13 protein-coding genes are annotated in these 14,042 nt (G+C 70.0%); 2 read left to right on the top strand and 11 right to left on the bottom strand.

Going from position 1 to position 14,042, the window contains the following annotated elements; all coding sequences use genetic code 11:
* Position 1: 1 nt before the first annotated feature.
* On the bottom strand, positions 2 to 1,387 hold the full coding sequence (locus FBY35_RS16540; protein WP_142214530.1) for an NAD(P)/FAD-dependent oxidoreductase: 1,386 nt from the start codon (positions 1,385 to 1,387) through the stop codon (positions 2 to 4).
* A gap of 475 nt (positions 1,388 to 1,862) precedes the next feature.
* On the opposite strand from FBY35_RS16540, the gene FBY35_RS16545 reads away from it, so the two are divergent.
* Together FBY35_RS16545 and FBY35_RS16550 are read left to right on the top strand one after the other, a co-directional pair.
* Positions 1,863 to 2,420, top strand: a complete 558-nt coding sequence (locus FBY35_RS16545) for a TetR/AcrR family transcriptional regulator (RefSeq protein WP_142214531.1) — start codon at positions 1,863 to 1,865, stop codon at positions 2,418 to 2,420.
* A gap of 272 nt (positions 2,421 to 2,692) precedes the next feature.
* The gene (locus tag FBY35_RS16550; protein WP_142214532.1) at positions 2,693 to 3,112 is read left to right on the top strand and encodes a DUF3151 domain-containing protein; all 420 of its coding nucleotides are present in this window, start codon (positions 2,693 to 2,695) and stop codon (positions 3,110 to 3,112) included.
* A 70-nt stretch (positions 3,113 to 3,182) separates the two neighbouring features.
* Here the strand turns inward: FBY35_RS16550 and FBY35_RS16555 are convergent, their stop codons facing one another.
* From FBY35_RS16555 to FBY35_RS16600, 10 genes are all read right to left on the bottom strand, one after another.
* Complete coding sequence (locus FBY35_RS16555) at positions 3,183 to 4,664, bottom strand: MFS transporter (RefSeq protein WP_142214533.1); 1,482 nt, start codon at positions 4,662 to 4,664, stop codon at positions 3,183 to 3,185.
* A 27-nt stretch (positions 4,665 to 4,691) separates the two neighbouring features.
* On the bottom strand, positions 4,692 to 5,873 hold the full coding sequence (locus FBY35_RS16560; protein ID WP_142214534.1) for a MalY/PatB family protein: 1,182 nt from the start codon (positions 5,871 to 5,873) through the stop codon (positions 4,692 to 4,694).
* 55 nt (positions 5,874 to 5,928) lie between these two features.
* Positions 5,929 to 6,951 carry a class II fructose-bisphosphate aldolase gene (gene fbaA / locus FBY35_RS16565; RefSeq protein ID WP_142214535.1) on the bottom strand — a complete coding sequence of 341 codons (1,023 nt, stop codon included), beginning with the start codon at positions 6,949 to 6,951 and terminating at the stop codon, positions 5,929 to 5,931.
* 225 nt (positions 6,952 to 7,176) lie between these two features.
* Positions 7,177 to 7,716, bottom strand: a complete 540-nt coding sequence (gene pyrE, locus FBY35_RS16570; protein WP_142214536.1) for an orotate phosphoribosyltransferase — start codon at positions 7,714 to 7,716, stop codon at positions 7,177 to 7,179.
* A gap of 316 nt (positions 7,717 to 8,032) precedes the next feature.
* Positions 8,033 to 8,827 carry an aldose 1-epimerase gene (locus FBY35_RS16575; RefSeq protein WP_142214537.1) on the bottom strand — a complete coding sequence of 265 codons (795 nt, stop codon included), beginning with the start codon at positions 8,825 to 8,827 and terminating at the stop codon, positions 8,033 to 8,035.
* A gap of 22 nt (positions 8,828 to 8,849) precedes the next feature.
* Positions 8,850 to 9,734, bottom strand: coding sequence for an SRPBCC family protein (locus FBY35_RS16580; RefSeq protein WP_142214538.1), 885 nt, complete (start codon positions 9,732 to 9,734; stop codon positions 8,850 to 8,852).
* A gap of 118 nt (positions 9,735 to 9,852) precedes the next feature.
* Positions 9,853 to 11,394, bottom strand: a complete 1,542-nt coding sequence (locus tag FBY35_RS16585; RefSeq protein ID WP_142214539.1) for a polyamine aminopropyltransferase — start codon at positions 11,392 to 11,394, stop codon at positions 9,853 to 9,855.
* A gap of 54 nt (positions 11,395 to 11,448) precedes the next feature.
* Positions 11,449 to 11,967: a DUF2617 family protein gene (locus tag FBY35_RS16590; RefSeq protein ID WP_142214540.1), complete on the bottom strand. Its 519-nt coding sequence runs from the start codon at positions 11,965 to 11,967 to the stop codon at positions 11,449 to 11,451.
* Between the two features lie 341 nt (positions 11,968 to 12,308).
* Entirely contained in the window at positions 12,309 to 12,560 is a 252-nt protein-coding gene (locus FBY35_RS16595; RefSeq protein WP_186356951.1) for a hypothetical protein, read from the bottom strand.
* 175 nt (positions 12,561 to 12,735) lie between these two features.
* Positions 12,736 to 14,001, bottom strand: coding sequence for a site-specific integrase (locus tag FBY35_RS16600; RefSeq protein WP_142214541.1), 1,266 nt, complete (start codon positions 13,999 to 14,001; stop codon positions 12,736 to 12,738).
* Positions 14,002 to 14,042: the final 41 nt, after the last annotated feature.

The following is a 14,042-nucleotide window of genomic DNA, read 5'->3' on the forward strand; positions in this document are numbered from 1 at the left end:
TTCAGCCCGCGATTTCCTGGGCGGCGCGGATTCCCGACAGGTAGGCGCCGTGGACGGTCGCGAACGACGTGCGGTGGGTCGCCTCGCCGGCGAAGTACACGCGGTCCTCCACGGTGGCGGCGAGTTGGTCGCGCATGGCCGGTGTGGAGCCGACCTTGTTGAACGAGTACGCGCCCCGCGCGTACGGGTCGGACGCCCAGCGGCTGATCTGGAAGCCGGTAGGAGCGGGGATGTCACGGCCGAAGATGGTCCTCAGCGTCTCCATGGCGCTGTCGACGATCCGGGTGTCGCTCCAGCTCTCGATCGTGCGGCCGAAGTCGGCGGCGTTGAAGCCGAGCAGCACCGGCCGGCCGTTGACGCGGCTGACGTTGATCCACTGCGCCCACTGCCCGTATTTGTCCAGGGCCGGCACGTAGTTCAGCCAGTCGGTGTCCGGCCAGAACTTCCGGGGGAAGCGCAGGTAGCACTTGTTGAGCACGCCCATGCCGAGCTTGTCGATGGCGTTGCGCTTGGCGGACGGCAGTCCGGGGCCGAAGGTGACCGCGCCGCTCTGCAGCACGCCCAGCGGCAGCGTCACCACGACCTGGTCGGCCCGGAAGGTGCCCTTGGTGGTGGCGACACTCACGCCGCTGGAGTTCCAGTCGATGCGTTTGACGACGTGGCCGGTGCGGATGGGCAGCCCGGCCGCAAGGAGATCGGTGATCTGTTCGTAGCCGTCAGGGAACAGCACGTCGTCGCCGTTGATCGGGGTGTCGCTGTCGAAGTACGAGGCCGACATCTGGCGCACGCTGCCCGAGTACTCGTGCTCGTAGTCGTTCAGGGCACTGTTGACCATGGCCTTGTCGTCCTTCGACAGCTCGGACCAGTCCAGCTGACGCTCGACGACGCTGCGCATCGACGCGTCCCGCTCCTGGTTGTCCTGGTAGGAGGTCAGCGCGTCGGCGGTCTCGTCCTGCCACCGTTCGAACGCCTTCGCCCTGGCGCCCTCGGCCTCGCTGCCGTCGGTGAGGTAGTCGGTGGTGTTCTCCAGGTCGGTGACGAGCGTCCGTGCTTCGGCCTTCGCGGCCAGCGCGGTGATCGGGTTGCCGTCGACGCCGTGGATCCACGAAGCGCCGAGATCGACCGGCGCGCCGTCCCAGTCGTCGCTGGTCCAGATGCGGCCGCCGATCCTGTCGCGCGCTTCGAGGACCAGCACGTCCTCTCCCTGGTCGGCCAGATGGCGCGCGGCGGCGAGTCCGCTAATGCCCGCGCCCACGACGATCACCCCCGTGCGGCCGGACGGGGTCGACTCGGTGGCGGCGTCGAATTCGTCCGCCCGGCAAGCGGCCAGCACGGCCAGGCTGGGCAGGCCCAGGCCCACACTCTGCAGGAAACGTCGACGGTGCATCGTCATGGCTCTATACCGATCTGCGATCTGACACGGGCTCTGAAGGATCTCGGGACGCTCCGCCGCGCGCGGAAGCCTGCCCGTGGGCAACAAGCCGCGCAGGCCAACGGCGGCCCCCGGTCCGTCCGGGTGCCGCCCCGTGCCTGGTGGGGCGTATCTGCTGCCGCTCCATCGCACACGGTGTGGACCGGCCGGGCGTCCGCTCTCAGTGGAACGGGCGCACGAGCACCGGCGCCGGCCGCCTCGACGGGGGCGCGGCCGGCGCCTGCCTGGGGGCGCCCTGGCTGGACGCCTGTCGGTTCCGCGGCAAGAGCGCGGTGCGCCCGGACGCGGTGGGGACGGGGAAGAGGTGGCGTATGGCGACGGTGGCCGCGGAGCGGATCAGGCTGCGGGACAACAGACGACACCCCCTCTTCAGTACAATGAGGCTGACACTTCAAAGGATAAATTGAAACACCGATGTGTCAATAGAGGCATGGGAGTCTTCTCAGCGATGCGTACCGACGCGACAGAGGTGCTGGACTCGGCGATCCCGGTGCTCGCCAAGGACCGCGGGGCATCCATGCAGACCATCGCCGCGCGCGCGGGCATCAGCCGGGCGACCCTGGTCCGCCTGTTCCCCACCCGCCAGCACCTGGTGCGGGCGATGGCCGTGAAGATCCTGGACGACTGCGACCGGACCCTTTCCCGCGCCGAGACCGACACCGCACCCATAGAGCAGGTGCTGGCTGGGCTGGTGAGCGATTACGTGCCGTTCGCCCAGCTGTGGAACCTGGTCTACGTCGAGCCGGACGTCCTGGGCGTGCCCGAGGCAAGTGATCGGGCCGAGGGGGTCTTCACCCGGACGGTCTCGTTCGTGGAACGCGGCCAGGAGGCGGGGATGCTGCGCAAGGACATGCCGGCCACCTGGCTGGCCTCGACCTTCTGCGGCCTGGCCGAGACCGCATGGGAGCTGACGCTCGAAGGTCACATGGGCGCCCGCCAGGCCCCGGACTTCATCACCGCGATCCTGTTGCGCGGCGCCATCGCCTGACGGGCCCCGGCGCTCTCTCATGCCTCGGCCGACGGCGGTGCCGGCCCGACTGACATGCGCTTGTCCTGCCACGCCTGCTCGAACTCGGCCATACCCCGTTCCGGGGAGGCCAGTTGTCCTCGTTGGTCCATTCCGGCGCGCGCTCACGGACGTTCGCGAGCGCCTTGTCCGAGCTGAGGACCACGGCGTTCCTGATGAGGAGGTCGACCGGTTCTCCCGCCCTGGCCTCATGGGCGTCCCGACCGCCCGTTCTTGAGTGGCAGACTGCTTGCATGACGACGCACAAGAACCTGCTCGGCGGCCCAGAGCCGACGTACCTGCCGGAGAACGAAGACGCGTACCGCCTGCTGGGCGAGGAGTCCCTGACGCCGGCCGAGGTCGCGGCGAAGCATCCGACGTTCTCGCTGGCCTGGGCGATGCTCGCGGACGACGCCTTCGAGGCGGGGCGAGTGGTCGAGTCGTACGCGTACGCCCGGACCGGCTACCACCGCGGTCTCGATGCGCTGCGCCGGGCCGGGTGGAAGGGACATGGCCCCATCCCTTGGGACCACCGGGCCAACCGCGGGTTCCTGCGCTGCCTCGGCGCCCTCGCTCGCGCCGCAGGCGAGATCGACGAGAAGGACGAGACGGAGCGGTGCTGGCAGTTCCTGAAGGACAGCAGCGCCGAGGCGTACGCCGAGTGGAAGCGGTAACAATCACCGCAGTTGAGACGTCTGTGCCGCCGTCATTCAGACAGCGTCGGCGGCACGGAGAACTCCCGGGTCAGGCTCCCGCGGACCCGGGCACCCGTTCAGCCGCCTGTTCCAGCGGTGGCGCCGAGACCCCGCAGTTCACCCGGCACTGCGGCCGCGCCCGCGCCAGGACATCCGCCGGCTGCGGCCCCCGTACCGTCGTCCACGCGATCAGCGAGCCCAGCACCAGCACCCCCGCACACATCGGCATCGCCCGCCGGAACGTCTCCCCGAACTCCGTCGCCGAGCGGTACGCCTCCGGCCCCATGCCCGCCAGCAGCGGCAGCGCCGCCACCGCGAGCAGTCCGGCCGCGCGGGCCGCCGCGTTGTTGATGCCGCTCGCGAGCCCCGCCCGCGCGGTCTCCACGGATGCCAGCACGGTCGCGGTCAGCGGCGCGACCAGGGTCACCATGCCGAGGCCCATGACCAGCATCGCGGGCAGCACATCTGTCACATACGACGCGTTCTCGCCCACCCGCAGCATCAGCAGTATCCCTCCCGCGCACAGCAGCGGGCCCACGGTGAGCGGGATGCGCGGGCCGATCCGCTCCCCCAACTCGCCCGATCTCGCGGAGAGGAGCAGCATCAGCACCGTGGTGGGCAGCAGCGCGGTACCGGCGCCGAGCGCCGAGTAACCCGCCACCACCTGGAGTTGCAGGGCTGTCAGGAAGAAGAAGCCGGCGAAGGCGGCGTAGACGCACACCGTCACCAGGTTGACCGCGGTGAACTGCCGCGACGCGAAGATCGACGGCGGCAGCATGGGCTCGGGCCGCCACCGCTCGACGAGCACGAACGCGGCTCCCACCGCGACGCCCGCGATCCCCGCCCACAGCTGCGGGCCGATGAGCGCGTAGGTCACCAGGGCCAGTGCCGCCGCCCCCAGCACGGCGCCCAGTACGTCGAACCGGCCGTGCGCCTGCGGGTCGCGCGACTCGGGCACATGCCGCAGCGCCACCGGCACGCACAGCGCGGCCAGCGGCACATTGATCAGGAACACCCAGCGCCAGCCGGGCCCGTCGACGAGCCAGCCGCCGAGGAACGGCCCTACCGCCGCGCCCACGCCGCCGAAACCGGACCACAGGCCCACCCCGCGCGCCCGGTCGTCCGGGTGGAAGCTCGCCTGGATCAGCGACAGCGACCCCGGGGTGAGCAGAGCCGCGCCGACGCCCTGAAGGGCGCGGGCCGCCACCAGGAGAACGTCGTTGGGGGCAAGGCCACACAGCAGTGAGCCGATGGCGAACCACACCACACCCAGAACGAAGATCCTCCGCCGCCCGTAGCGGTCGCCGAGTGCCCCGCCGAGCAGGATCAGCCCGGCGAGGGTGAGCGTGTAGGCGTTGACGGTCCACTGCAGGACCGCCATGTCGGCGTCGAGATCCTCCCCGATGCGGGGCAGTGCGACATTGACGACGGTCGAGTCCAGCAGCGCCATGCTGGACCCGAGCACGGTCGTCAGAATCACCCAGCGGCCGGTGGCCGTGGAAAGCCTGACCTCGCCGGGACTGTTGTCCATACCGGGATCATCCCAGCCGCCTCCGGCTCAGACGAGCCGGCTGAGTGCACGGATCAGGGCGTCCACGCCCTGCTCCGCCTTGGCGCGCGGGCAGCCCACGTTGAACCGTACGAAGCCCTCGACGCCGTAGGTGGTGCCGGGCAGGATCGCGACCTTCTCGCGCTGGATCAGCTCACGCTGCAATGCCGCGTCGTCGACGCCCAGCGCCCGCAGATCGATCCAGGCGAGATAGCCGGCCTGGGGCGGCTGCCAGCCGAGTTCCGGGAAGGCGGAGCCCAGCCGTTCGGCGACCATCCGCAGATTCCCCGCCACATACGCGCCGAGCGCGTCCAGCCAGGGCGCGCCCTCGCGATACGCGGCGATGTGCGCGGTCAGCGACAGCACGGCCGGCGAGGCGAGCCCTTCGCCGGTCTGCATCCGGCGCAGGAACACCGCATGGTCGTCCAGGTCGCCGATGATCCCGTACGAGCCGCTCAGCGCCGGGAAGTTGAAGGCCTTGGTGGCGGACGTGATCAGTGCCCAGCGGCCCGTTCCGAACCGCGTCCACGGCAGATGGCGCTGCCCGTCCGCCGCGAAGCCGGGGTGGACGAAGTCGGCGTGTATCTCGTCGCTGACGACGGCGACGTCGTACGCGGCCGCCAGCCGGGCCGTCTCGGCCAGCTCGGCCCGGGTCCACACCCGGCCGGTGGGGTTGTGGGGCGAGCAGAGGACGAGCACCTTGCTGTCGGCGCGGGCGAGCTGCCGCTCCAGTGCGGCCATGTCACCGACCGGCACCCCGCGCAGCTCCCGCCCGAGGCCCGATATCGCTTTCAGGAAGCCGTCGTACGTCGGTGTGTGGACGACGACCCCCTCGCCCGGCTCGGACCACATCCGCAGCAGCTGCGAGAGCTGGTTCAACACGGACGGCCCGTACACGACCCGTCCGGTGTCGATCTCGGTGTCGTACCGGCTGCTGAACCAGTGCGCCACGGCGGACAGGAAGTCCTCGTGCCGCCAGTCGGTGTAGCCGAAGACGCCGTGGGCGACGCGGCGCTGAAGCGCTTCGAGGACCTCGGGCGGTGATGTGAAGTCCATGTCGGAGATGGTGAAGGGCAGCAGCCCGTCGACGCCGAAGCGGTCGGCGACCCCGTCCCACTGGATGCACCAGGTGCCGCGCCGGTCGACGGGGGTGTCGAAGTCATAGCTCACGATGAGTCCTTCCCGAGGCATGCCGCGGGCCCGGCACCCCGCGAGGGGGTGCCGGGCCCGGCGGTGCGGACGTCGTTTACTTGAGCTTGGTGCCCGTGGAGCGCAGGGCCGCGCAGGCCTCGGCCACACGCTTGGCCATACCGGCCTCGGCGGCCTTGCCCCAGGTGCGCGGGTCGTAGGTCTTCTTGGAGCCGACCTCGCCGTCGACCTTCAGCACACCGTCGTAGTTCTTGAACATGTGGTCCGCGACGGGGCGGGTGAAGGCGTACTGGGTGTCGGTGTCGAGGTTCATCTTCACGACGCCGTTCTCCAGCGCGGTGGCGATCTCCTCGGCGGTGGAGCCGGAGCCGCCGTGGAAGACGAAGTCGAACGGGTCGGCCTTGCCGTACTTGGCGGCAACACCGGCCTGCAGATCCTTCAGCAGTTCGGGACGGAGCACGACGTTGCCCGGCTTGTAGACGCCGTGGACGTTGCCGAACGAGGCGGCCAGCAGGTAGCGGCCCTTCTCGCCCAGGCCGAGGGCCTCGGCGGTGCGCAGCGCGTCCTCGACCGTGGTGTACAGCTCATCGTTGATCTCGTGGCTGACGCCGTCCTCCTCGCCGCCGGTCGGGGTGATCTCGACCTCGAGGATGATCTTGGCGGCGGCGGCCTGCGCCAGCAGCTCCTGGCCGATGGCCAGGTTGTCGGCGAGGGTCTCGGCCGAGCCGTCCCACATGTGCGACTGGAACAGCGGGTCCTGGCCCTTGGCCACGCGCTCGGCCGAAACGGCGAGCAGCGGACGGACATAGCCGTCGAGCTTGTCCTTGGGGCAGTGGTCCGTGTGCAGGGCAACGGTGATGTCGTACTTGGCGGCGACGATGTGCGCGAACTCGGCCAGCGCGACCGCGCCCGTGACCATGTCCTTGTTGTGCTGGCCGCCCAGGAACTCGGCGCCACCGGTCGAAATCTGGATGATGCCGTCGCTCTCGGCCTCCGCGAAGCCGCGCAGCGCAGCGTGCAGGGTCTGGGACGAGGTCACATTGATGGCCGGGTAGGCGAACTTGCCTGCCTTCGCCCGGTCGAGCATCTCGTTGTAGACCTCGGGAGTCGCGATGGGCATGTGTCCGCTCCTTGTGATGTGCGGGTATGTGGTGCTTGGCCCTGACCTGGGGGCGACGTCATCGTCACGGCCTATCTTTCCAGACTCTTGGCGCGGCTCCACCCTACGTGCGTCCTGGACATGCGTGAGGGGCCGGGTGTTTCACGTGAAACAGCCGACCCCTCATCATCACCGCAGGTCAGAGGCCTCTCGCGACCCAGGTCACGAGTTGCTCGCGGACAGGTCTCAGGCGAGACCGAGCTCGTCGAGCGAGTAGGCGTTGACATAGGGCAGCCCCGCCTCGGCGATGGCCGGTGCCGCGCCCCGCTCGACGATCACGGCGACCGCGACGACCTCGCCGCCCGCCTCGCGTACCGCCTCGACAGCGGTCAGCGGCGAGCCTCCGGTGGTCGAGACGTCCTCGACGACCAGGCAGCGGCGGCCCTTGACGTCGGTGCCCTCGATCCGGCGCTGCATGCCGTGCGCCTTGCCCGTCTTGCGTACGACAAAGGCGTCCAGCCGTCGGCCGCGCGCCGCCGACGCGTGCAGCATCGAGGTGGCCACGGGGTCGGCGCCAAGGGTCAGCCCGCCCACGCAGTCGTAGTCCAGGTCGGCAGTCGCATCGAGCATCACCTGTCCGACAAGCGGCGCGGCCTCGCCGTCCAGCGTGATCCGGCGCAGGTCGATGTACCAGTCGGCCTCAATGCCCGAGGAGAGGGTCACTTTGCCGTGCACCACGGCTTTGTCCTTGATCTGCTGGAGCAGCTCACCACGTACGTCAGTCATGCCCGCCAGCTTAAGGTCCCGCCCAGCCGATCTTGCCGGGCTCGCGTGCCCTGGCACGCACACTGATCCGACGTGATCGTGGACAGGACCCAGAGGCGGCGCCGGCCTAGGACGTGTTTTAGAAGTGGCGCCGTCCGCCCGCAGGGCGGGCCCCGCGGCGTCTGGTGCGTGCAATCGCAAGGCGGAGGATCGCCCTCGTACTGGACGTACTTGGGCGACTCCGACAACACCGCGTGGGGGCACCTCCCGTGCCCGAAGGGCTACGGGGGAGTGCGTGCCAGGCGTCGCGGGGCAGGCGAGACTTCCAAAACACGCCCTAGAGGCGGCGCCAGCTCCAGGTCGTCGCGATCTCCAGGGGTTCGATGGGAGTGACGAGCCGGGGGTGGCTGTTGAGACCGTTGGGCGGGCCGGACTGCGGTTCCACGCAGACCGCCTCCGCCTGCTCGTCGTAGATCACCACCCATTCGGCGCGACTGGCCACCGTCAGCTCCAGCTGCTGCGGCCAGGTGAGGGTGACCGAGACGCCGTCGGGCATCCCGAAACAGTCGTCCCAGGGCCCGGGCTGGGGCGCGATGCGCTGCCCGGTCGGCAGGTGGTCGTCCCCGCGCTGCTCCTGCCACGCGGCACTGAAGTCGACGCGCGCGTTCTCACCGCTGCCGAGGCTGCGCAGGAACCACGGGTGCCAGCCGGCCTGGGCGGGGAAGGAGGTGTCGTACGTCTCGATGCCCAGGGCGAGCGTCAGGGAGTCCTCGGCCAGCTCGAAGGTCTGGGTGACACGTCCGGTGTACGGCCAGGGCTCGGCCAGGTCGTAGGTGAAGGACGCCTCGCTCTTGGCGGTACGGGCGGTGCGCCAGGCGGTGTCGCGGCCGGTGCCGTGGATGGCGTGCGGAGGGGAATTGAGCGGTAGTTGATGCGCCACGTCGCCGTTGTGGAACAGGCCGTCTCTGACACGGCCGCACCACGGGACCATCGGAAAGCACCCGTACCGGTCGCCCTGGCGCAGCACCTCGGTGCCGCCGATGCTCAGGCTCGCGACTCGGCAGCCATTCTGCGGACGTACGGTCAACTCGACGTCTCCGGCGGCCAGCCGGACACTCTCTTCGCTACTCACACAACGACAGTACTGGCGATGACTACTTGCGGCGGCGCAGCACCCGGCTGACCACCACGGCGGAGGCGAGCGCGAGCGCGGCGGCGGGCGCGATCCAGCGCAGGGTGACCCCGGCGGCACCGGCGTCGGGGGCGGGCGCGGGGGCGTAACGTCCGCGCGGCGGGGCGTGGTCGACCTCTTCGGCGCTGCGCCCGATCATGGTGCGACGGGCGTGCGCGGCCTCGGCCGGCGGCACGTCGGGGGTGACGGGAAGCTCGCGGATTTCGGCGAGTTCCTCCGGCTCTTCGGGTCCGTCCGGACCCTCCGTCTCGCCCTCGTCGAAATCGGCCGCGTCGAACTCCTCCTCGGCGGCCGGGCCGAGGGAGGGCGGCGGCACGGGCTCGTCGAAAACGGACGGCGCCGTGGCGTCGCCGTCCTGCCGCTGCGCCGCCTCGTCGTCTGCAGTGGCGTCCTCCACCGGTGCGTCCTGCACCGCCGGGTCCTCCGCGGTCGTCGCGAGCCGGTCCGCGAAGCGGTCCAGAAGCCGGTGCGCGGCGGATGCCGTCGTCGTGTCCTCAAGCTCCGTCAGCCGGCCCTCGGCGCTCGACGTCCCCGTGAAGGTGAGGGTCGTGCCTCCCTCGGCGGGCTCCGGCTGGATCGTGATGCTCACCTTGGCCGAGCCGGTGCCGCGGGCCTCCACGCCCTCGCCCTCGACCACGAAGACGTCGCCCTGCTCCACGATGCGCAGGGTGCCGCGGTAGGTGATCGTGTGCCCGCCGATCCTGACCTTCAGCCGGCCGGAGAGCGGGCCCGCGGACTCGTCCGCGTCGTGTTGGAGCCCCGGCACACAGCGGGCGACCCGGGCAGGGTCCCTCAGTGCCTGTCGGACGGTCTCTGCCGGAACCGGAACGAACACCTCATGCTCCATGGGAGCCGAGCCTACTCAGACGCGCCCGCCACGTCTGCGTTTCGGTCCGTGTACGGCTCACTCGATGCACTGCCAGTCGATGCACTGCCCTGTCGGCGTACCGCAGTCGGTGTACCGCTCAGTCCGTGTACCGCGGGTGCACCAGCGTGGAGGGCGGCAGATCCGGCAGCCTCGTGCGCTCGGCGCACCGCGCCGCGGCCGCGAGCCCGGACGCGTCCACCGCCCTCAGCCGCGGCGTCGAGGAGGCGAGCCCGAGCTGCGGCGCCCACCCCACGGCCGCCAGCAGGAACCCCCAGCCATGCGGCGCCGCCGTGCAGTACGGGCGGGTCCGGAACCCGGCGGACCGCAGCGTCGCGTCGACCGTCCAGAAGGAGCGCGGGCGGGAGCCCGGCCGCCCCGCGTGCACGACGAGCCGCCCGCCGCCCGAGAGGACCCGCGCGGCGAGTCCGTAGAACTCCTGGGAGTAGAGCTTCGTGCTCGGTGTGATGCCCGGGTCGGGCAGGTCCGAGATCACCACGTCGTACGTCCCGCGCGGCGCCCGTAGCCAGGTGAAGGCGTCAGCGATGACGACCCGCACCCGCGCGTCGCGCAGGGCATGCCCGTTCAGCGCGGCCAGCGCCGGGTCGATGCGTGCCAGCCGAACGACGCCCGGGTCCAGTTCCACGACGGTCACCGTCTCCACGTCCCGGTGGCGCAGCACCTCGCGCGCGGCCAGCCCGTCGCCCCCGCCCAGGATCAGCACGCGGGCGTGCGGCCCCAACATCGCCGGGTGGACCAGCGCCTCGTGGTACCGGTACTCGTCGTGCCCGCTGACCCTCAGCCGTCCGTCGAGGAAGAGATCCGGCGGCCCCGAACCGCTGCCGGTGAGCACGACCTCCTGGACTTCGGTGCGGACGGCGACACGCACGTCGTCGCCGTAGACCGCCCGGCGTGCCGCCCGCTCGAAGTCGTCGGCCATGACGGTCGCGGTCGCCAGCAGGGCGAGGACGGTCACATTGGCGACGAGCAGCCGACCGCGCCAACGCGCCGTCAGATCCCGCCGGAACAACCACAGCACGAGCGACCCGCCCGCCACCGCGTTGACGGCTCCCGTCAACAGCGCGCCCGTGAGCTGGCCCAGCCAGGGCAGCAGCAGAAACGGGAAGGCGAGGCCGCCGACCAGCGCACCCACGTAGTCCGCGGCGAACAGGTCGGCGACCGTACCCTCGGCGTCGCGCCGGGAGATGCGCTGGATCAGGGACATCAGCAGGGGGATCTCCGCGCCGATCAGCACCCCGATGGCGAGCGAGAAGCCCACCAGCACGAACCGGGACTCGCCGATCCATGCGAACGCGGCGTAGAGCACCATCGCCGAGGAGCCGCCGACCAGGGCGAGGGCCGTCTCCAGCACACCGAATCCGACCGCGGCACGGCACCGCAGCCTCTTGGCGAGGAGCGAGCCGACGCCCATGGCGAAGACCATGACCGACAGCACGACGGACGCCTGGGTGACGGAGTCCCCGATCAAATAAGAAGCGAGCGCGACCAGTTCGAGCTCGTACACGAGTCCGCAGGCGGCGCAGACGAAGACGGCGGTGAGCACCAGATACCGGCCGGCGTCGGGGCGCACAGGCAGCCGCACCGCGCACGAGGGCGGCGGGACCGGCGGCCGATCGATCATGTTCGTAAACGCTACGTCAGGGGTGGCGTGCGGCCTGTCACCCACAAGGGTTCACTACAGCGTAGCAGGCATACGGACACCGACCCGCGTTCGGGTGACAACGAGTTGGCCCTCCTGCGGATAGGCATGCCATGTGCGCCACCGCACCTGGCCGTCGAGCCGCTGCGCAAGCATCGCCGTGAACGCGTGAGGTGATCCGGGGAAGGTACCGGCCAGTCCCTGGGGGTGGTCGGCGACCAGCGCGAGGAGTTCCTGCGCGCGTCCGGCGAAGGAACCTTTTGACAGCGTCTCGACGCGGGCCGCGAACTCGTACTCCCAGTCGCCGAGCCGCTTGGCGACCCCGAGGGGCAGCGGGGTGCTGCTGCCGGGCATGCAGGCGACGGTTTCGGAGCAACTGCCCTGATCCTCCTCCAGCAGCACCTGGTGCGAGGCGCCCAGGAGCCTCAACTGGAGCTTGGCTCCGGACAGTTCAAGATCGAGGACGGCGAGGGCGGGCAGCGGCTCCCGGCCCAGCGCCCAGGCGAGGTCGTCGGCGCGGGTGTCGGTGTAGGCGGTATGGAGGGTCGTGAGCATGGGTCGGCTCCGCAAACGCGCTTCGGCGGGTGGACACGTGGACCGGCGGCGCCCCTGAGGGGAGTTGAAAAGATCCGGGGGAGCGCCTGCTCGGGTCCACATCAGGTCCGAGGGCTGGATGGTTCCAACAAGGTTCCGACAGCGAGGCAATCATGAAGTAAGCGACGCTCACAGCATTTTTACCCAACTTGCAGGGGTTTCCATCCCTCCGGGGGCCTGACGGTTCAACTGTTCAACTCCGAACGGCCGCAAAGGTCACTCCGGCTCAATCAACAAGAAGGCACCCGACGGGAGTTGACTCCGCCGGGTGCCTCCAGTGGTCGCGGACCAGCTGCCCCGTGTCAGCTGCCTCCGCCGCCGCATCCCCCGCCGCCCCCGCAGGACGACCCCCCGCCGCAGGACGAGCCGCCCCCGCACGAGTGGCCGCCGCCCGAGTCACCGCCACCGGCCCACCAGCCGGCGCTCCCCGCCGAACCGCTGCTCCGGCGCCCCCTGCCGCTCCCGGCCCGCTTGGAACCGGCGGCCATCGCGATGATCACGACGAACACGAACCCAATGATCAGAATCCCGATGAACGTTGTCACTGCACTCACCGTCCTTCCATCCCCCGAAGCGAGCTCTCCGCGTCGTCGCGTGACCGCTTCTTGCGTGTGAGGGGGATGCCCCCGGCCCCAGGAACCCAAAGCAGACTTGAGCAACTTCAGAGGGTTCTCTCTGGGCAACGGCGCCTGACCTGCACAAAAGGGCAGTTCAGGGGCCGTCCATGGGTTACTGGGCCGTCTGTGGGCCGTGATCTTCCTGCGAGATGCGCTGAAACACCGTGTCGATGGCGCTGCGGGCCCGCTGGCGGCTGTCAGGCATCAGGTGGGCGTACACCCGGAGCGTCAACCCTGGGTCGGCGTGCCCCATGTACTCGCTGACGGCCTTGATGTTCTCACCCGCGTCCAGCAACGCAGACGCGTAGAAGTGCCGCAGTGCGTGCATCCCGTGCTCGCGCGCCGACTCGTACTTGCCGTTCTCATCCGCTTCCGGCGAGATGAGGCCCGCGACCGCGAGAGCGGGCTTCCACTCCTTGCCGTTGAAGTTGCTACGCCACACCAGGCCTCCTTGCTCAGCCGTGAAGATCAGCCGGGCGGACACCTTCGGCCCCTCCGGCACATCCCACGGCAACGTGATCTCTACGGGCTTGCACGCATCCATGTGCGCCCGGAGGGCTTCCGCCACGGAGTCGGGCAGCGGAACGTCCCGCTTCTTTTTGCCCTTGGGGAGAGCGAATACCGGGTGCCCTTCCACGTGTTTGATCTGCCGGACCACGTGCAGCGTGCGCCCTTCGGTGTCGATAGCGTCCTCAGCCAGCCCGAACACCTCGCCCTGGCGCAGGCCGCATCCGGCGCCGACGTCGACCATCGCTCGGTACCTCTCCAGAAGAGCCGCGCGAACGGCGAACACCTGAGCGGGCACCCACGGGACTACGGGATGCGGGGCAGGCTTGGGCCGCCGGACAGTCCGTGCACCGCACGGGTTGCGCGACAACAGCGTGTCGTCGACGGCGGCAGATAGGACCGACTGAACGGCGGCGAAGATGTTCCGGGCGTAGGAAGGGCCGACGCCGGGCTTCGCTTCCAGGGCGGCAACGAACTCCCTGATGTGCTCCGGCCGGAAGGTCCCGATCGGACGGGAACCGAGCAGCGGGTAGACGTGCAGCCGCAGGCGCCGGCCGAGTTCCTTCCGGGTCATCGCGCTGGGTGTCTTGCTGTCCAACCACTTCTCGGCGTACTGCCGGAACGTGATCCGCACGGACTTGGGGTCGGTGTAATGACCGCGCGTCATGTCCGTCTCGATGGCGCTGAGCCACTTCTCAGCGAGGCGCTTCTGTCCGTCGGCAAAGCTCTTCGACTTCTCCGTGCCGTCGGGGCCGACGTAGCGGGCGCGGTAGCGCATGCCGGTGCCGTGGCGGTCGGTCTTGACGCGGACGGTCTTGCCAGCGGCGTTAGTTTCTGTCTTGTACCAGCGGTCTTGGATGTGGCCTGCCATGCGGCGGCGATCCCTTCTGGGCATACGGAAGGGAGGGCCAC

This window comes from Streptomyces sp. SLBN-118 (genome assembly GCF_006715635.1).
In the GTDB taxonomy this organism is placed as follows: Bacteria; Actinomycetota; Actinomycetes; order Streptomycetales; family Streptomycetaceae; genus Streptomyces.